The sequence below is a fragment of the Pseudomonas sp. Y24-6 genome, from assembly GCF_020295325.1.
In the GTDB taxonomy this organism is placed as follows: Bacteria; Pseudomonadota; Gammaproteobacteria; order Pseudomonadales; family Pseudomonadaceae; genus Aquipseudomonas; species Aquipseudomonas gregormendelii.
Map to the genome: position 1 here is coordinate 195,862 of NZ_JACBXG010000003.1, position 18,386 is coordinate 214,247.

The following is an 18,386-nucleotide window of genomic DNA, read 5'->3' on the forward strand; positions in this document are numbered from 1 at the left end:
AAGGAAGCCAACAATGTCAGTCGTCTCAGAAGTTTCCCCGGATGGGCAAAAACTGACGATATCGATCAAGGGTCGTTTCGATTTCGCCAAGCATCAGGAGTTTCGCCAGTCCTATGAGGACAGGAACCTCAATGCTGTGGTGGTGGATCTGAAGGACGCCACCTACCTCGACAGCTCTGCCCTGGGCATGCTGCTGTTGCTGCGCGATCACGCTGGCGGCGACCATTCCGACATTCGCGTGGTCAACAGCAGCATCGACGTGAAGAAGATCCTCGCCATTTCCAATTTCGACAAACTGTTCGACATCAGTTGAATTCGGTGCAGTCGCCGCTTGAAGCACTGACGATCCTGATCGCCGAGGACAGTGCGGCCGATCGCCTGTTGCTGTCGACCATCGTCCGCCGCCAGGGCCATGCGGTGTTGACCGCCGCCAACGGCGCCGAGGCCGTCGAAGCGTTTCGTTCGCAGCACCCGCAGTTGGTGTTGATGGACGCCATGATGCCGGTGATGGACGGTTTCGAAGCCGCACGACAGATCAAGGCGCTGGCCGGGGAAACCCTGGTGCCCATCATCTTCCTGACCTCGCTCACCGAAAGCGAAGCCCTGGCGCGCTGCCTGGAGGCTGGCGGTGACGATTTTCTGGCGAAGCCCTACAACCAGGTGATCCTCGCCGCCAAGATCAAGGCAATGGACCGCTTGCGCCGCTTGCAGGCTACGGTGCTGGAACAGCGTGACCAGATCGCCCGGCACCACGAATACCTGCTCAACGAGCAGCGCGTGGCCAAGGCGGTGTTCGACAAGGTGGCGCATTCCGGATGCCTGAACGCCCCCAACATCCGCTACCTGCAATCGCCGTATGCGTTGTTCAACGGCGATCTGCTGCTGGCCGCGTTTACCCCGGCGGGTGACATGCACGTGCTGCTGGGGGACTTCACCGGTCATGGCTTGCCTGCGGCCGTTGGCGCCATGCCCCTGGCCGAGGTCTTCTACGGCATGACTGCCAAGGGTTACGGGCTCTCGGAAACCCTGCGCGAGATGAACGCCAAGCTCAAGCGCATCCTGCCGGTGGACATGTTCTGCTGCGCGACGTTGCTGCGCCTGAGCTTTCAGAGCCGCTCGGTGGAAGTCTGGAATGGCGGCATGCCCGACGGCTACCTGCACCGGATCGCTACTGGCGAGCGCACGCCGTTGCCGGCCAGGCATTTGCCGCTGGGGGTGCTGAGCCCGGAGGCGTTCGACGATCGCAGCGAAGTGCTGCCCATGGCGGTGGGTGATCGGGTGTTCCTGTTGTCCGATGGCGTGATCGACACCTGCGATGCCAACGAACAGCTGTTCGGAGTGGAGCGCCTGCAGCAAGTGTTTGCCGCCAACCGGCAGCCGGATGCACTGTTCCAGGAAATCGAGCAGGCATTGGGTGATTTTCGCGGGCAAGCCCGGGACGATGTCAGTCTGCTCGAAGTCAGCCTGATCGACGCGGCGCAAATGCGCCCACCGACACTGGTCTACTCCGACAGTGGGCAGTCGTGCCCGCTGGACTGGTCCGTCAGTTTCGAATTTCGCGCCGCCTCGCTCAAGCGCTTCAATCCACTGCCCTACCTGCTGCAACTGCTCAGCGAAGTGCACGGCCTGCGGGCCCGGAGCGGAGCGCTGTACACTGTGCTGGCGGAGCTGTACTCCAATGCCCTGGAGCACGGCGTGCTCGGGCTCGACTCCAGTCTCAAGCGCGATGCCCTGGGATTTGCCCGCTATTATCAGGAGCGCAACACGCGCCTGGATGCCCTGGATGCGGGTTACGTGCGCGTGCACCTGCAGGTGGTGCCGGAGGGCGAGGGCGGTTGCCTGACCATTCGGGTGGAAGACAGTGGCAAGGGATTTGATGTGGTTCGGGTGATCGAGCGACCGCTGGACAGTGTCCGTTTGTCGGGACGTGGTATCAGCCTGGTCCGACAATTGGGGCGTAACGCCCGGTGGTCCGACGATGGTCGCAGTGCTCACGTGGAGTTTTTCTGGGAGGCTCTGGCATAATCCTGCCCATTCTTGATCAAGGAGTGAACAAGTGGATTCCCCACATCTGAATCGCGACGTTTTGCGCGCCTTGCAGGAAGTCATGGAAGATGAGTATCCGATGTTGCTGGATATCTTCCTTGCCGACGCCGAAGAGCGGTTGGTTATCTTGCGCGGGACGCAGGATGCCGCGCAGCTGATGGAAACTGCCCACAGTTTTAAAGGCAGTTGCAGCAACATGGGGGCGGTTCGCCTTGCAGAGTTATGCAATGAGCTGGAGCAGCGCGCCAAAAACGGCAGAAGCACCGAACAGGGCGAGCTGGAAAAACTCGTCCATGCGATCGGCTCCGAGTTTGCTTTGGTTCTTCCTCTCTATCAGGCCGAGCGCTCCCTCGCAGGCAGTCACATCACGCGGTCCGTCTAGCGTCAGCTCAGTAAACCTGGCTCGACCTTTGCAGTAATCCATCCACTTGTATCATCGACCACAGTGCGGCGGAGACTGTCCCATGCCCGTTACCCCGAATTTGCTGCTTCAGGCCGCCGCCAAGGCCAAGGCTCAACCCGCATCCGCCAATCCCTTGGCGTCGCCCGCCGAGCCTGCGGGCAAGGCCTCGAGCTTCGCTAACGTGTATGCCCGGCAGGAGCGAACCAGGCCTGCTGACGGGTTTGACACCGCTGCCCGGACGGTGCGCGACAAGTCGCCTGACTTCGCTGCAAAGAAGGACTTGGGCAACGACAAGTCTGCCGCTGCGAAACCTCAAGTTGCCGATAGCGGCAAATCCTTGCCCGCCGACAAACCGGCGCAGGTCGACGATAAGGTCACCCGTGACGAGACCGGCGACACAACGGTTGCGGCTGACCCTGCAACTGCGCCCGTGGTTGAGTCTCGGCCCGCCACCCCTGTCGCGGCGACCGAGCCTGCGCTCGACCCCGCTACCGCCGCCGCACTGGCGGCTGCAGCCGTCGCTGCCGACCCGGATTTCGATCCTGAAGCCGACCCCCTCGATGCGCTTCCAGCCGTGCGCATGGCCCTTGAGCAGAGCGGGCATGTGTCCGCTTCCAGTCAGGCGCAAGCCAAGGCTTCCCCGACCCAGGCAGACGGCGAGCCGACTTCGGCGCAGAATTTCGCCTCCGGCCTCGCCAATATGCTGGACGTGCAAGCCGGCAAGGACAGTACCAGCCAGGGAGGAGAGAAGGCCTTCAGCGGCCTGATCGATGATGGCCTCAAGGACTTGAAAGCCTCGACCAGCGACACCCGCGTCGAAGATTTCGCCAACCGCCTGGCTGCACTGACCCAGGCGGCCACGCCCAAGACCGCCAACGCGATCCCGGTAAACCAGCCCATCGCCATGCACCAGAGCGGCTGGACCGAGGAAGTGGTCAACCGCGTGATGTATCTCTCAAGCGCCAACCTCAAGGCGGCCGATATCCAGTTGCAGCCGGCCGAGCTTGGCCGCCTGGACATCCGGGTGAACATGGTGCCCGACCAGCAGACCCAGGTAACCTTCATGAGCGCCCATCCCGGCGTTCGCGAAGCGCTGGACGGGCAAATGCACCGGCTGCGCGAGATGTTCGTGCAGCAGGGCATGGGGCAGGTCGACGTCAATGTCTCCGACCAGTCCCGGGGCCAGGATCAGCAACAGGCCCAGCAGAGTCAGGCTGGGCGCGCGCAAGCCGGTGGCGGTCGTCTGGACGCCATGGATGAAGACCTCGCCCCGGCGGTTGCGCAAACGTCCGCAGCCACCAGCGTGATCGGCTCCAGTGCAGTCGACTATTACGCCTGACACATCGGCGGTGCCCTTTTAAAAGATCGCAGCCTGCGGCTGCTCCTGCAGTGGGGATGGTGTACACCCCGTAGGAGCTGCCGCAGGCTGCGATCTTTTGCGCTTCCATCCCCACGCAATTTTCCTTACATGGCATAACACTTGCTCTTGCCTTCCCGTGCAACTGTGAAACCCCGAATAGTGACGGATTATTGGCATGGCGAAGAGCGACGCGGCAGTAAAAGACCCTGCAACCAAAGGCAAACTCAAGCTGATCATCATGGTCGTGGTGGCGTTGCTGCTGGCCATCGGCGTGTCCGTGGGGGCGACCTGGTTCTTCATGCACAGCCCCGAAAGCAAGCCTGCCGTCGTTGCCGAAACCGCCGTGGCTGGCAAGCAGGCGGCGGTTTTCGAGCCGTTGCTGCCGGCGTTCGTTTCCAACTACAACCAGAGCGGCCGCCAGCGCTACATGCAGGTGAGCATCACCATGATGGGTCGCAACCAGGCTGACCTGGACGCGCTCAAGGTGCACATGCCGGTCATCCGCAACAACCTGGTGATGCTGTTCTCCGGGCAGGACTTCGCCACCCTGGCCTCGCCGGTCGGTCAGGAAATGCTGCGTCAGAAGGCCACCGCCAGCGTCCAGGAAGTGGCGCAGAAAGAACTCGGCAAGGTCGCCATCGAGCAGTTGCTCTTCACTAATTTCGTACTGCAGTAGGAACACGACATGGCCGTGCAGGACCTGCTGTCCCAGGAAGAGATCGATGCGCTGTTGCATGGCGTCGACGATGGTCTGGTACAGACCGACAACGCCTCTGAACCCGGTGCTGTCAAAAGCTACGACCTGACCAGCCAGGATCGCATCGTCCGTGGACGCATGCCGACCCTGGAGATGATCAACGAGCGTTTCGCGCGGTACACCCGCATCAGCATGTTCAATTTGCTGCGCCGCTCGGCAGACGTGGCGGTCGGTGGCGTGCAGGTGATGAAGTTCGGCGAATACGTGCACTCGCTGTACGTGCCTACCAGTCTCAACCTGGTCAAGATCAAACCGTTGCGCGGCACTGCCTTGTTCATTCTCGACGCCAAGCTGGTGTTCAAGCTGGTGGACAATTTCTTCGGCGGTGACGGTCGCCACGCCAAGATTGAAGGTCGCGAATTCACGCCGACCGAGCTGCGCGTGGTGCGCATGGTGCTGGAGCAGGCCTTCATCGATTTGAAGGAGGCCTGGCAGGCAATCATGGAAGTCAACTTCGAGTACATCAACTCGGAAGTGAACCCGGCCATGGCCAACATCGTCGGCCCGAGCGAGGCGATTGTGGTGTCGACTTTCCACATCGAACTCGATGGCGGTGGCGGCGACCTGCACATCACCATGCCGTACTCGATGATCGAGCCGGTGCGCGAGATGCTCGATGCCGGCTTCCAGTCTGACCTCGACGATCAGGACGAGCGCTGGGTCAACGCCCTGCGCCAGGACGTGCTGGACGTCGACGTGCCGATCGGTGCCACTGTCGCCCGTCGTCAACTGCGCCTGCGGGACATCCTGCACATGCAGCCGGGGGACATCATCCCGGTGGACATGCCGGAAACAATGATCATGCGCGCCAATGGCGTGCCTGCGTTCAAGGTCAAGATGGGCTCGCACAAAGGCAACCTCGCGTTGCAGGTGATCGAGCCGATCGAGCGCCGGTGATCGGCGTCTTTATTCGTTTTTAACTGACGGCGTCCATCCGAGATGGGCGCTCGCCGAGGACACATGATGGCTAGCGATATGAATTCCCAGGACGACCAGGCACTGGCTGATGAATGGGCTGCGGCCCTGGAAGAATCCGGTGATGCTTCGCAGGACGAGATTGACGCGCTGCTGGCTGCTGATTCCGGCAGCTCGCCGTCCAATCGCCTGCAAATGGAAGAGTTCGGCGCCTCGCCGAAAAACCACGAGCAAGTGACCCTGGACGGTCCGAACCTGGACGTGATCCTCGATATTCCGGTGTCGATTTCCATGGAAGTGGGCAGCACCGATATCAATATTCGCAACCTGCTGCAGCTCAACCAGGGCTCGGTGATCGAACTCGATCGCCTGGCCGGTGAGCCGCTGGACGTGCTGGTCAATGGCACGCTCATCGCCCACGGCGAAGTGGTGGTGGTCAACGAGAAGTTCGGCATCCGCCTGACGGACGTGATCAGCCCAAGCGAACGCATCAAGAAGCTTCGCTGAGTGAACAGGGTCCTGGGTTTTTTGTTGGCATTGCCCTTGAGCGCCCTGGCGGCCGAACCGGTGGCCACGGCTGCCGCGACGCCGGCGGTGGGCAGTGGGGTGGCGGGGCAATTGACGCAGTTGGTGTTCGGCTTGCTGCTGGTGCTGGGGCTGATCTTCTTCCTCGCCTGGTTGCTGCGTCGGGTGCAGCAGGCAGGCCCTGCCGGCAAAGGCCAGGTGATCGAACTGATCGGTTCGCGCGCACTCGGGCCGCGTGATCGCTTGATGCTGGTGCAAGTGGGCAATGAGCAGATCCTGCTAGGCCTGAGCCCTGGCAGCATCACCGCCTTGCATGTGCTCAAGGAACCGGTGCAGGTGCCGGCCAGTTCGGAAAAAGCCACCCCGGAGTTCGCCCTGCGCCTGATGGAGCTGATGGGCAAGGACCAGAAGGATAAGAAGTAATGGGTGCGCTACGCATCGTCTTGACGCTGGCCTTGCTGCTGGCTGCACCACTGGCATTGGCCGCCGATCCGTTGTCGATCCCGGCCATCACGCTCGGCACCAATGCCGACGGCGCCCAGGAGTACTCGGTCAGCCTGCAGATCCTGCTGATCATGACGGCGCTGAGTTTCATCCCGGCGTTTGTCATGCTGATGACCAGTTTCACCCGGATCATCATCGTCTTCTCGATCCTGCGCCAGGCCCTGGGCCTGCAGCAGACGCCGTCGAACCAGATCCTCACGGGCATGGCGCTGTTCCTGACCCTGTTCATCATGGCGCCGGTGTTCGACCGGGTTAACCAGGATGCCCTGCAGCCGTACCTGGCCGAGAAACTGACCGCCCAGGATGCCGTGGCCAAGGCCCAGGTGCCGATCAAGGACTTCATGCTGGCGCAGACCCGCAGCAGCGACCTTGAGCTGTTCATGCGCCTGTCCAAGCGCACCGACATCGCCACCCCGGATCAGGCCCCGCTGACTATTCTGGTGCCGGCATTCGTCACCTCCGAGCTCAAGACCGCGTTCCAGATCGGCTTCATGATCTTCATTCCGTTCCTGATCATCGACCTGGTTGTGGCCAGTGTGCTGATGGCCATGGGTATGATGATGCTGTCGCCGCTGATCATTTCCCTGCCGTTCAAGATCATGCTGTTCGTGCTGGTGGATGGCTGGGCACTGATCATCGGCACGCTCGCCAGCAGCTTCGGCGGTGTGTCGCCATGACGCCGGAAGTGGCGGTAGACATCTTCCGCGAGGCGCTGTGGCTGACCACCCTGATGGTGGCCGTGCTGGTGATCCCGAGCTTGCTGGTGGGGTTGCTGGTGGCGATGTTCCAGGCAGCGACCCAGATCAACGAACAAACGTTGAGCTTCCTGCCGCGACTGCTGGTGATGCTGGTCACGCTGATCGTTGCCGGGCCGTGGCTGGTGCAGACCTTCATGGAATATATCCTGCAGTTGTACGGCAGTATTCCCCAGGTCATTGGCTAAGCCATGCAGTCGCTGCTGCAACTGACCGATACCCAGATCAGCACCTGGGTGGCGACCTTCATGTTGCCGTTGTTTCGCGTCGGCGCGCTGCTGATGGTCATGCCCATTGTCGGCACGACCCTGGTGCCCACTCGCGTGCGCCTTTACTTCACGCTGGCCATCACCGTGGTGATAGTCCCGGGTCTGCCGCCGATGCCGCCGGTGAATGCGCTGGACCTCAGTGGCCTGCTGCTGATCGCCGAGCAGATTCTCATCGGGGCGATCCTGGGCTTTGCCTTGCAGCTGTTTTTCCAGGCATTCGTGATCGCCGGGCAGATCGTCTCGATTCAGATGGGCATGGGCTTCGCCTCGATGGTCGACCCCACCAACGGCGTTTCGGTGGCGGTGATCGGGCAGTTCTTCACCATGCTGGTCACGCTGCTCTTCCTGTCCATGAACGGCCATCTGGTGGTGTTCGAAATCCTCACCGAAAGTTTCACCACCTTGCCCGTCGGCAGTGGCCTGATGGTTACGCATTTCTGGGAGCTGGCGGGCAAGCTGGGTTGGGTCCTGGGGGCCGCATTGCTGCTGGTATTGCCGGCGATCACGGCGCTGCTGGTGGTCAACATCGCGTTTGGCGTGATGACCCGGGCCGCGCCGCAGCTCAACATCTTCTCCATCGGCTTCCCGCTGACCCTGGTGCTCGGGCTGTTCATCGTCTGGGTCGGGCTTGCCGACATTATCAATCAGTATCAACCACTGGCCTCCGAGGCCCTGCAGTGGTTGCGCGAACTGGCACGGGCGCGCTGAGCCATGGCAGAGAGCGAGAGCGGTCAGGACAAGACAGAAGACCCCACGGAGAAAAAGAAAAAGGACGCCCGGGAGAAGGGCGAGATCGCCCGTTCCAAAGAGCTCAACACCCTGGCCATCATGCTCGCCGGTTCGGCCGCGCTGCTCATCTTCGGCGGGGCGCTCGCCCAGGGAATGATGGACCTGATGCGCATGAATTTCTCGCTGTCGCGCGAAGTCATCCTCGACCAGCGGTCCATGGGGACCTTCCTCCTGCATTCAGGGCTGATCGCCTTGCTGGCCATCCAGCCGGTGATGATCACGCTGTTGCTCGCGGCCCTGATCGGCCCGATTTCCCTGGGCGGCTGGCTGTTCTCCGCCGGCACCATGGCGCCCAAGTTCAGCCGCATGAACCCCGGCGCCGGGCTCAAGCGCATGTTCTCCTCGAAGGCCGTGGTAGAGCTGCTCAAGGCCCTGGCCAAGTTCTTTATCATCCTGTTCGTGGCCCTGGCCGTGTTGTCCGCGGACATCGACGACCTCTTGCGCATCGCCCACGAACCGCTGGACATGGCGATCATCCACAGCCTGCAGGTGGTCGGCTGGAGCTCGTTGTGGATGGCTTGCGGCCTGATCATCATCGCCGCCGTGGACGTGCCGGTGCAGCTGTGGGAAAGCGCCAAGAAGCTGAAGATGACCAAGCAGGAGGTGCGCGACGAGCACAAGGACCAGGAAGGGCGACCGGAGGTCAAGCAGCGCATTCGGCAACTGCAGCGCGACATGTCCCAGCGCCGGATGATGGCGGCCATTCCTGATGCCGACGTGGTCATCACCAACCCGACTCACTACGCCGTGGCGCTCAAGTACGACCCGGACAAGGGCGGGGCGCCGATGCTGGTGGCCAAGGGCAGCGATTTCCTGGCGTTGAAGATGCGTGAAATTGCCGTGGCGAATAATGTGCTGCTGCTGGAATCGCCGGCGTTGGCGCGGTCGATCTACTACTCCACGGAGCTGGACCAGGAAATACCCGGTGGCTTGTACCTGGCCGTTGCCCAGGTACTGGCGTATGTCTATCAGATTCGCCAATACAAGGCAGGCAGGGGCAAGCGCCCGGACCCGCTCAAGGATGACTTGCCGATTCCGCCGGACCTGCGGCGCGATTCTTGAGTTGTGTGCCGGTGATGCCGGCCCCCACAGAAGCAGGAATAACCGCCAAATCACCCGTCGACACACAACCTGTGGGAGCGGGCTTGCCCGCGATCAGGCCCGCCAGGCAACACCACAATTCCTGAATTAACCCCTCTGTTTCAACACTCCGCGAAAGTTGGAAGGTTTCTTGCAATAGCGGCTTTGCGCCTGCTTCTGGCGTCAAAAGTTTGCTTTACAGGAACGGGGAAAATCGGTGGATCGCTCTCAGTTATTCAACAGTGCTCGCACAAACGTTGCCGACTTAAGTCGGGGCAATCTGGGCGTGCCGTTGTTGCTGCTGGTCATGCTGGCGATGATGATGTTGCCGATGCCGCCGTTTCTGCTGGACGTGTTCTTCACGTTCAACATTGCGTTGTCCATCGTGGTCCTGCTGGTGTGCGTCTACGCGCTGCGGCCGCTGGATTTTGCGGTGTTCCCCACCATCCTGCTGGTGGCGACGCTGCTACGGCTGGCGTTGAACGTGGCCTCCACACGCGTGGTGATGCTCCACGGCCAGGACGGTCACGCCGCTGCGGGCAAGGTGATCCAGGCCTTCGGTGAGGTGGTGATCGGCGGCAACTACGTGGTCGGTATCGTGGTGTTCGCGATCCTGATGATCATCAACTTCGTCGTGGTGACCAAGGGTGCCGGACGGATTTCCGAGGTGAGCGCACGTTTCACCCTCGATGCGATGCCCGGCAAGCAGATGGCGATCGACGCCGACCTCAATGCCGGTTTGATCGACCAGAACCAGGCCAAGGCGCGCCGTTCGGAAGTGGCCCAGGAAGCCGAGTTCTACGGTTCGATGGACGGTGCCAGCAAGTTTGTGCGCGGTGACGCCATTGCCGGCCTGTTGATTCTGTTTATCAACCTGATCGGCGGCATGGCCGTGGGTATCTTCCAGCACGGCATGACGTTTGGCGACGCCGGTAAGGTGTACGCGCTGCTGACCATCGGTGACGGTTTGGTGGCGCAATTGCCATCACTGCTGTTGTCCACCGCAGCGGCAATCATGGTGACCCGTGCTTCCGGTTCGGAAGACATGGGCAAACAGATCAATCGCCAGATGTTCGCCTCGCCCAAGGCCCTGGCCGTGGCCGCCGGCTTGATGGCGGTGATGGGGCTGGTGCCCGGCATGCCGCACTTTTCCTTCCTGAGCATGGCGGCGCTGGCGGCAGGTGGTGCCTACCTGTTCTGGAAGAAGCAGAACGGCGTCAAGGTGCAGGCCCTGGAAGAGGTCAAGCGCCAACAGGAACTGCTGCCGTCGCCGGCCCGCGCCCAGGAAACCAAGGAACTGGGCTGGGACGACGTGACGCCGATCGACATGATTGGCCTGGAAGTGGGCTATCGCCTGATTCCGCTGGTCGACCGCAATCAGGGTGGGCAGTTGCTCGCGCGGATCAAGGGCGTGCGCAAGAAGCTGTCCCAGGACCTGGGTTTCCTGATGCCCACTGTGCACATTCGTGACAACCTCGACCTGGCGCCGAGTGCCTATCGCCTGACCCTGATGGGCGTGATCCTGGCCGAGGCGGAGATTTACCCGGACCGCGAACTGGCGATCAACCCGGGGCAGGTCTACGGCACGCTCAACGGCATCACCGCCAAAGATCCGGCTTTTGGTCTGGAGGCGGTCTGGATCGAAGTCAGCCAGCGTGCCCAGGCGCAGTCACTGGGATACACTGTGGTCGATGCCAGTACAGTAGTGGCCACTCACTTGAACCAGATTCTGTACAAGCACTCCAGCGAGCTGATCGGGCACGAAGAAGTGCAGCAACTCATGCAATTGCTGGCCAAAAGCTCACCCAAGCTGGCAGAAGAGCTGGTGCCGGGCGTGGTGTCGCTGTCGCAGTTGCTCAAGGTGCTGCAGGCTTTGCTCGCCGAACAAGTGCCGGTTCGGGACATTCGCAGCATCGCCGAGGCCATCGCGAACAACGCGGCCAAGAGTCAAGATACCGCCGCGCTGGTGGCTGCGGTGCGGGTCGGCGTATCCCGCGCAATCGTCCAAAGCATTGTAGGTACTGACTCCGAGCTGCCAGTTATCACGCTGGAGCCAAGGTTGGAACAGATATTGCTCAATAGTCTGCAGAAGGCGGGACAAGGCTCGGAAGAGGGCGTCCTGCTGGAGCCAAGCATGGCTGAGAAGCTGCAGCGCTCGTTGATCGATGCCGCGCAGCGTCAGGAAATGCAAGGTCAACCGGTGATTCTGCTGGTGGCCGGTCCGGTTCGCGCGATGCTCTCGCGGTTCGGTCGGCTGGCAGTCCCGGGTTTGCACGTGTTGGCGTATCAGGAAATCCCTGACAACAAGCAAGTGACCATCGTTGCGACAGTAGGGCCCAACGGCTGAGGTAGTGGTTTATGCAAGTTAAGCGTTTTTTCGCCGCCGATATGCGTCAGGCCATGAAACTGGTTCGTGACGAGCTGGGCGCCGATGCCGCGATCATCGGCAACCGCCGAATCGCTGGCGGCGTGGAGCTGACGGCTGCCCTCGATTACAAGCTGTCGGCGCTGGCACCGCGGGTTCCGAACATGGAACTCGAGGACGAATTGCGCAAGACCCAGTCGCGGATCGTCACTGCCCAGGCCGAACTGAGCCTGCGTAGCGAAGGCGAGAGCGATAAGGCGACCAATCGCCAGCTGTTCGCCGGCTTGCCCCTGACTGCCGCCGAACCGCTGGTCGAGCCCACCTACACCGAGCCTGCACGCGCGGCGCCGGCGCCCGCTGCCACCGGCGGTGTCGATCCGCGTGCATTCGACTCGATGCGCTTTGAACTCAACAGCCTGCGCGAATTGATGGAAGTGCAGTTGGGCTCCCTGGCGTGGAATCAGCTGCAAGGCAGCCGCCCGGCCCAGGCCAACCTGTGGCGCCGGCTGCAACGCATTGGCCTGTCCGGCCCGCTGTCGCGTGACCTGCTGGCAATGATCAGCGACATTGACGAGCCTCGCCAGGCCTGGCGCATGCTCCTGGCGCACCTGGCGCGGATGATCGCCACACCGGAAATCGAACCCCTGGAAGAGGGTGGCGTGATTGCCATGGTCGGCCCTGCCGGCATGGGCAAGACTACCACCCTGGCCAAGCTCGCAGCCCGCTACGTGCTCAAGTACGGCGCGCAGAATATTGCGCTGGTGAGCATGGACAGCTACCGGATCGGCGCCCAGGAACAGCTCAAGACCCTGGGCCGCATCCTCAATGTGCCGGTGACTCATGTCGACCCGGGGCAGTCGCTGGTGCAGGCGCTGGAGCCTTTGCTGCGCAAGCGTGTGGTGTTGATCGATACCGCCGGCCTGCAGGCCAGCGATCCGGCACTGCGCATGCAGCTGGAAAGCCTGGCCGGACGTGGCATCAAGTCAAAAAATTACCTGGTCCTGGCAACCACCAGCCAGAAACAGGTTCTAACCGCCGCTTATCACAGTTACAAGCGCTGCGGGCTCGCCGGCTGCATCCTGACTAAACTGGATGAATCGGCCAGTCTGGGCGAGGTGTTGAGCCTGGCGATCAGTCATGAACTGCCGGTGGCCTACCTGACCGATGGGCCACGGATCCCGGATGACTTGCATCTGCCGCGGCGTCATCAGTTGGTCAGTCGCGCAGTCAGCGTGCAAATGCAGGAAGAACCCAGCGAAGAAGCCATGGCTGACATGTTCGCTGATATTTACCACAGTCCCACCAAGCAGGTTGGCTGAGGTATTAATGAATCGTTTTTGTACCTACATCGATGGTCTGCCATGCATTGTTCAGATGATGAACGCGCAGCCAGTAATGTGGCCTCCGTCTATGCAAGACAAGGTAAAGAAATAACATGGGCAGCATGCATCCCGTACAGGTGATCGCGGTGACCGGCGGCAAAGGTGGCGTCGGCAAAACTAACGTGTCAGTGAACTTGTCGCTGGCTTTGGCTGAGCTCGGACGGCGCGTCATGCTTCTGGACGCCGACCTTGGGCTGGCGAACGTCGACGTCCTTTTGGGGCTGACACCCAAACGTACCCTGGCCGACGTGATCGAAGGCCGCTGTGAGCTGCGCGACGTTCTGTTGCAAGGCCCGGGCGGCATTCGTATCGTGCCGGCCGCGTCCGGCACCCAGAGCATGGTGCACCTGACACCGGCTCAACACGCCGGCCTGATCCAGGCCTTCAGCGACATCGGCGATAACCTCGATGTGCTGGTGATCGACACGGCTGCGGGCATTGGTGATTCGGTGGTCAGCTTTGTACGCGCCGCCCAGGAAGTCCTGCTGGTGGTGTGCGACGAGCCGACCTCGATCACCGACGCCTATGCGTTGATCAAGTTGCTCAACCGCGACTACGGCATGAACCGCTTCCGCGTCCTGGCCAACATGGCCCAGAGCCCGCAGGAAGGGCGCAACCTGTTCGCCAAGTTGACCAAGGTCACGGACCGCTTCCTCGACGTCGCCCTGCAATACGTTGGCGCGGTGCCGTACGACGAAAGCGTGCGCAAGGCCGTGCAAAAACAGCGTGCGGTTTACGAAGCGTTCCCGCGTTCCAAATGTTCGCTGGCGTTCAAGGCGATCGCGCAGAAGGTCGATACCTGGCCGCTGCCGGCGAACCCGCGCGGGCACCTGGAATTTTTCGTCGAGCGCCTCGTACAACAAACGGCAGGACCGGTGCTATGACCGCCAGTGGCTATAACCTCTACAAGAAATCGGCCCGCGATGCGCAGTGCGAGCTGATCGAGCGTTACGCGCCACTGGTAAAACGGATTGCCTACCACCTGCTGGCGCGTTTGCCGGCCAGTGTCCAGGTCGAAGACCTGATCCAGGCCGGGATGATCGGCCTGCTTGAAGTATCCACCAAATACGACGCCAGCAAAGGCGCGAGTTTCGAGACGTACGCGGGCATTCGAATCCGCGGCGCGATGCTCGATGAAGTGCGCAAGGGGGACTGGGCGCCACGTTCGGTCCACCGCAATACCCGAATGGTCAGCGACGCAATTCGCTCGATTGAAGCTAAAACAGGTCGCGACGCTAAAGATCACGAAGTTGCGGCCGAACTCCAATTGAGTCTTGACGATTATTACGGGATTTTGAACGACACCCTGGGCAGCCGCCTCTTCAGTTTCGACGACCTGTTGCAGGACGGCGAACACGAAGGGCTGCACGAGGATGGCGCAAGTGCTCATACGGAGCCGTCGCGTGACCTGGAAGATGAACGCTTCCAGGCCGCGCTGGCGGACGCGATTGCCAATTTGCCGGAGCGTGAGCGACTGGTGTTGGCGCTGTACTACGACGAAGAGCTGAACCTCAAGGAAATCGGTGAGGTCCTGGGTGTCAGCGAATCGCGGGTCAGCCAGTTACACAGCCAGTGCGCGGCCCGTTTGCGGGGGCGTTTGGGGGAGTGGCGAGCGCGCTGAAGGCAGTGTGGGGACACTGCGAACGGGCTGGCGGGTGTTAAACGCGCCGGTCGCGATCTGTTGTGCTCCAGACAGTCATCGAGTGCTTTGCCGGATTGAATGAAATGGCGTGTCCAGGTGCTGGGCGCGTTTAAGACTGCTTGGAGGTCGAATTGGACAAGAACATGAAAATCCTCATCGTTGATGACTTCTCAACGATGCGGCGGATCATAAAAAACCTGTTGCGTGACCTTGGGTTCACCAACACGGTCGAGGCGGATGACGGCACTACGGCCATTCCGGTCCTCAACAGCGGCAGCATCGACTTTCTGGTAACGGACTGGAACATGCCCGGCATGACCGGCATCGATCTGCTGCGCCACGTGCGCGCCGACGAAAAGCTCAAGCACCTGCCAGTGCTGATGGTGACCGCCGAAGCCAAGCGCGAGCAAATCATCGAAGCAGCCCAGGCCGGTGTTAACGGCTATGTGGTCAAGCCCTTCACGGCCCAGGCGTTGAAAGAAAAAATCGAAAAGATTTTCGAACGCATCGGCTGAGTCACTGCGCCACGGGGGAGCTATGGAGCAAAGAGAAATTTCACAGGGCGATTTCGAATCGACCCTGAAAAAACACGCCGTCGAATTGGTCGAGAGCCTTGAAAAAGGCAAGTTCGGCGACGCCGTGCAACTGATCCATGAGCTCAACCAGACCCGTGATCGTGGCCTGTACCAGGAGGTGGGCAAGCTCACCCGCGAGCTGCATAGCGCGATCGTCAATTTCCAGATTGATCCGAATATGCCGCAAGCTGAGGAGGTTTCGCAGATCACGGACGCTGCCGAGCGCCTGGGGTACGTGGTCAAGCTCACCGAAGCCGCCGCCAACCGCACCATGGACCTGGTGGAAAACGCCACGCCGCTGGTCAACAGCCTGAGCCAGGAAGCCGAGGCCTTGAGCACGGACTGGGGACGGTTCATGCGCCGCGAAGTCGGGGCCGAAGAGTTCCGCGAGCTGGCCCGGCGGGTCGACGGTTTCCTGACACGCAGCAGCGAAGACAATCGCGTGGTGGCGGGCAACCTCAACGACATTCTGCTCGCTCAGGATTACCAGGACCTCACCGGCCAGGTAATCAAGCGCGTGACTCAATTGGTCACCGAAGTTGAAAGCAATCTGCTCAAGCTCGTGCTGATGGCCAGTCAGGTGGACCGCTTTGCGGGCATCGAACATGACCGTCAAGCGATGCTCGCGGAAAAAGATCCACAAAAACATCTCTCTCAGGGTGAAGGTCCGCAGATTCATGCCGATAAAAGAGAAGACGTTGTGTCCGGTCAGGACGATGTGGACGATTTGCTATCCAGCCTTGGATTTTAGACCTGTAGGAGCACCCCATTAATGAGCTTCGGCGCCGATGAAGAGATCCTTCAGGATTTCCTGGTTGAGGCCGGCGAGATTCTAGAGCAACTGTCCGAACAGCTGGTCGAGCTGGAAAGCCGACCGGATGATGCGGATTTGCTCAATGCAATTTTTCGCGGTTTTCACACTGTAAAAGGGGGCGCCGGCTTCCTCCAGCTCAACGAGCTGGTGGAGTGCTGTCACATCGCCGAGAACGTGTTCGACATCCTGCGCAAGGGTGAGCGTCGCGTCGACTCGGAACTGATGGACGTGGTTCTCGAAGCACTTGACGCGGTGAACGGCATGTTCACCGAAGTCCGCGAGCGCAGCCCGATCACGGCGGCCACGCCTGAGTTGCTGGCAGCCCTGGCCCGTCTGGCCGAGCCGCAATCGGCCGACGAAGCCGCACCGGTTGCCGAAGTGGCGCCAGAGGCAGAAAGCACATCGGGTGACATCACCGACAACGAATTCGAACAACTGCTGGACTCGTTGAACGCGGTCAAGGCCCAGGCCGAAGCGGCACCTGTCGCACCAGCACCCGTCAGCACCACGGCTGCAGCCAGCGACGAAATCACCGACGACGAGTTCGAGTCGTTGCTCGATCAGTTGCACGGTAAAGGCCAGTTCGCCATTGACGCCGTGGTTGCCCCGGCGGCACCTGCCGCACCGGCTGCACCCAAGGCCGCAGGCGACAGCTCGGACATCACCGACGAAGAATTCGAAGCACTGCTCGATCAGCTCCACGGCAAGGGTAACTTCGCCGTCGAAGCGCTGGAGTCGGCGATTGCGTCGGCGCCCGTAGCGGCAGCACCAGTCGCCGCCGCAGTGGGCAGCGACCTGATCTCCGATCACGAATTCGAAGCGCTGCTCGACGAATTGCACGGTAAAGGCAAGTTCTCCGAAGTCGGCACGGCTACGGTCGCTGCCAGCGCTGCTGTAGCCGCGCCAGTAGCCAAGGCCGCAGCGCCCAAGCCGGTGGCGAAAGCCCCTGAGCCAAAAGCCGAAGCCGCCAGGCCTGCCCCGGCTCGCGCACCGGCCACGCCGCCGGCGGAAAAGCCGGCCACCGAAGCCGAGACTACCGTGCGGGTCGATACCGCGCGCCTCGACGAAATCATGAACATGGTCGGCGAACTGGTGCTGGTGCGGAACCGCCTGGTGCGCCTGGGTGCCAACAGCGCCGACGAGGCCATGTCCAAGGCCGTGTCCAACCTCGACGTAGTCACGGCGGACCTGCAAACCGCGGTGATGAAGACCCGCATGCAGCCAATCAAGAAGGTCTTCGGGCGTTTCCCGCGCCTGGTTCGCGACCTGGCTCGCCAGCTCAAGAAAGAGATCAACCTGGAACTGGTCGGCGAAGAAACCGACCTCGACAAGAACCTCGTCGAGGCCCTGGCCGACCCGCTGGTCCACTTGGTACGCAACGCCGTCGACCACGGTATCGAGTCGCCGGAAGAGCGCGAAGCCGCAGGCAAGTCCCGTGGTGGCAAGGTCATTCTTGCGGCCGAGCAGGAAGGCGACCACATCCTGTTGTCGATTTCCGATGACGGCAAAGGCATGGACCCCAACATCCTGCGCGCCATCGCGGTCAAACGCGGGGTCATGGACAAGGACGCCGCCGATCGCCTGAGCGACACCGAGTGCTACAACCTGATTTTTGCCCCGGGCTTCTCGACCAAGACCGAGATCTCCGACGTGTCCGGGCGTGGCGTGGGCATGGACGTGGTGAAAACCAAGATCTCCCAGCTCAACGGCTCGATCAACATCTACTCGGCCAAGGGCCAGGGCTCGAAGATCGTCATCAAGGTGCCGTTGACCCTGGCGATCATGCCGACGCTGATGGTCATGCTCGGCAACCAGGCGTTCGCGTTCCCGCTGGTGAACGTCAACGAGATCTTCCACCTCGACCTGTCGCGCACCAACGTGGTCGATGGCCAGGAAGTCGTGATCGTGCGCGACAAGGCGTTGCCACTGTTCTACCTCAAGCGCTGGCTGGTCGCTTCCGCCGCTCATGAAGAGCAGCGTGAAGGCCATGTGGTGATCCTTTCGGTGGGCACCCAGCGGATCGGCTTCGTCGTCGACCAACTGGTAGGCCAGGAAGAAGTGGTCATCAAGCCATTGGGCAAGATGCTCCAGGGAACCCCGGGCATGTCGGGCGCCACCATCACCGGTGATGGCCGTATTGCGCTGATTCTCGATGTTCCGAGCATGCTCAAGCGTTACGCCACCCGGCGTATTTGATTCTGGTGG

General features: G+C 61.4%; 19 protein-coding genes. All 19 read left to right on the forward strand.

Going from position 1 to position 18,386, the window contains the following annotated elements; genetic code table 11:
* Positions 1–13: 13 nt before the first annotated feature.
* The 19 genes from HYI44_RS07250 (at position 14) to HYI44_RS07340 (ending at position 18,377) form a co-directional block, all read left to right on the forward strand.
* Positions 14–313: an STAS domain-containing protein gene (locus HYI44_RS07250; RefSeq protein WP_122837941.1), complete on the forward strand. Its 300-nt coding sequence runs from the start codon at positions 14–16 to the stop codon at positions 311–313.
* Positions 310–2,025, forward strand: coding sequence for a fused response regulator/phosphatase (locus tag HYI44_RS07255; protein ID WP_225569065.1), 1,716 nt, complete (start codon positions 310–312; stop codon positions 2,023–2,025). The genes HYI44_RS07250 and HYI44_RS07255 overlap by 4 nt, the downstream gene beginning before the upstream one ends.
* A gap of 31 nt (positions 2,026–2,056) precedes the next feature.
* Positions 2,057–2,428: an Hpt domain-containing protein gene (locus HYI44_RS07260; RefSeq protein ID WP_122837943.1), complete on the forward strand. Its 372-nt coding sequence runs from the start codon at positions 2,057–2,059 to the stop codon at positions 2,426–2,428.
* 82 nt (positions 2,429–2,510) lie between these two features.
* Positions 2,511–3,788: a flagellar hook-length control protein FliK gene (locus HYI44_RS07265; protein ID WP_225569066.1), complete on the forward strand. Its 1,278-nt coding sequence runs from the start codon at positions 2,511–2,513 to the stop codon at positions 3,786–3,788.
* A gap of 196 nt (positions 3,789–3,984) precedes the next feature.
* Complete coding sequence (gene fliL / locus HYI44_RS07270; RefSeq protein ID WP_122837945.1) at positions 3,985–4,485, forward strand: flagellar basal body-associated protein FliL; 501 nt, start codon at positions 3,985–3,987, stop codon at positions 4,483–4,485.
* A 9-nt stretch (positions 4,486–4,494) separates the two neighbouring features.
* Positions 4,495–5,463 carry a flagellar motor switch protein FliM gene (gene fliM / locus HYI44_RS07275; protein WP_122837946.1) on the forward strand — a complete coding sequence of 323 codons (969 nt, stop codon included), beginning with the start codon at positions 4,495–4,497 and terminating at the stop codon, positions 5,461–5,463.
* A 66-nt stretch (positions 5,464–5,529) separates the two neighbouring features.
* A complete protein-coding gene (gene fliN, locus HYI44_RS07280) occupies positions 5,530–5,988 on the forward strand; it encodes a flagellar motor switch protein FliN (protein WP_045058899.1) in 459 nt (152 codons plus the stop codon).
* The gene (fliO, locus tag HYI44_RS07285) at positions 5,989–6,429 is read left to right on the forward strand and encodes a flagellar biosynthetic protein FliO (RefSeq protein WP_122837947.1); all 441 of its coding nucleotides are present in this window, start codon (positions 5,989–5,991) and stop codon (positions 6,427–6,429) included.
* Positions 6,429–7,187, forward strand: a complete 759-nt coding sequence (gene fliP / locus HYI44_RS07290) for a flagellar type III secretion system pore protein FliP (RefSeq protein WP_045058901.1) — start codon at positions 6,429–6,431, stop codon at positions 7,185–7,187. The genes fliO and fliP overlap by 1 nt, the downstream gene beginning before the upstream one ends.
* On the forward strand, positions 7,184–7,453 hold the full coding sequence (gene fliQ / locus HYI44_RS07295; protein ID WP_046816911.1) for a flagellar biosynthesis protein FliQ: 270 nt from the start codon (positions 7,184–7,186) through the stop codon (positions 7,451–7,453). The genes fliP and fliQ overlap by 4 nt, the downstream gene beginning before the upstream one ends.
* A gap of 3 nt (positions 7,454–7,456) precedes the next feature.
* A complete protein-coding gene (fliR, locus tag HYI44_RS07300) occupies positions 7,457–8,242 on the forward strand; it encodes a flagellar biosynthetic protein FliR (RefSeq protein ID WP_225569067.1) in 786 nt (261 codons plus the stop codon).
* 3 nt (positions 8,243–8,245) lie between these two features.
* Positions 8,246–9,385: a flagellar biosynthesis protein FlhB gene (flhB, locus tag HYI44_RS07305; RefSeq protein WP_225569068.1), complete on the forward strand. Its 1,140-nt coding sequence runs from the start codon at positions 8,246–8,248 to the stop codon at positions 9,383–9,385.
* 235 nt (positions 9,386–9,620) lie between these two features.
* Positions 9,621–11,750, forward strand: coding sequence for a flagellar biosynthesis protein FlhA (flhA, locus tag HYI44_RS07310; protein ID WP_122837950.1), 2,130 nt, complete (start codon positions 9,621–9,623; stop codon positions 11,748–11,750).
* Positions 11,751–11,761: 11 nt separating this feature from the next.
* The gene (gene flhF / locus HYI44_RS07315) at positions 11,762–13,087 is read left to right on the forward strand and encodes a flagellar biosynthesis protein FlhF (RefSeq protein ID WP_225569069.1); all 1,326 of its coding nucleotides are present in this window, start codon (positions 11,762–11,764) and stop codon (positions 13,085–13,087) included.
* Positions 13,088–13,203: 116 nt separating this feature from the next.
* The gene (gene fleN / locus HYI44_RS07320; RefSeq protein WP_045058906.1) at positions 13,204–14,034 is read left to right on the forward strand and encodes a flagellar synthesis regulator FleN; all 831 of its coding nucleotides are present in this window, start codon (positions 13,204–13,206) and stop codon (positions 14,032–14,034) included.
* Positions 14,031–14,771, forward strand: a complete 741-nt coding sequence (gene fliA, locus HYI44_RS07325; protein ID WP_122837952.1) for an RNA polymerase sigma factor FliA — start codon at positions 14,031–14,033, stop codon at positions 14,769–14,771. Before fleN ends, fliA begins: the two co-directional genes overlap by 4 nt.
* A 164-nt stretch (positions 14,772–14,935) precedes the next feature.
* Positions 14,936–15,307, forward strand: coding sequence for a chemotaxis response regulator CheY (locus tag HYI44_RS07330; protein WP_003183998.1), 372 nt, complete (start codon positions 14,936–14,938; stop codon positions 15,305–15,307).
* A gap of 22 nt (positions 15,308–15,329) precedes the next feature.
* The gene (locus HYI44_RS07335; RefSeq protein ID WP_225569070.1) at positions 15,330–16,118 is read left to right on the forward strand and encodes a protein phosphatase CheZ; all 789 of its coding nucleotides are present in this window, start codon (positions 15,330–15,332) and stop codon (positions 16,116–16,118) included.
* Positions 16,119–16,139: 21 nt separating this feature from the next.
* A complete protein-coding gene (locus HYI44_RS07340; protein WP_225569071.1) occupies positions 16,140–18,377 on the forward strand; it encodes a chemotaxis protein CheA in 2,238 nt (745 codons plus the stop codon).
* Positions 18,378–18,386: the final 9 nt, after the last annotated feature.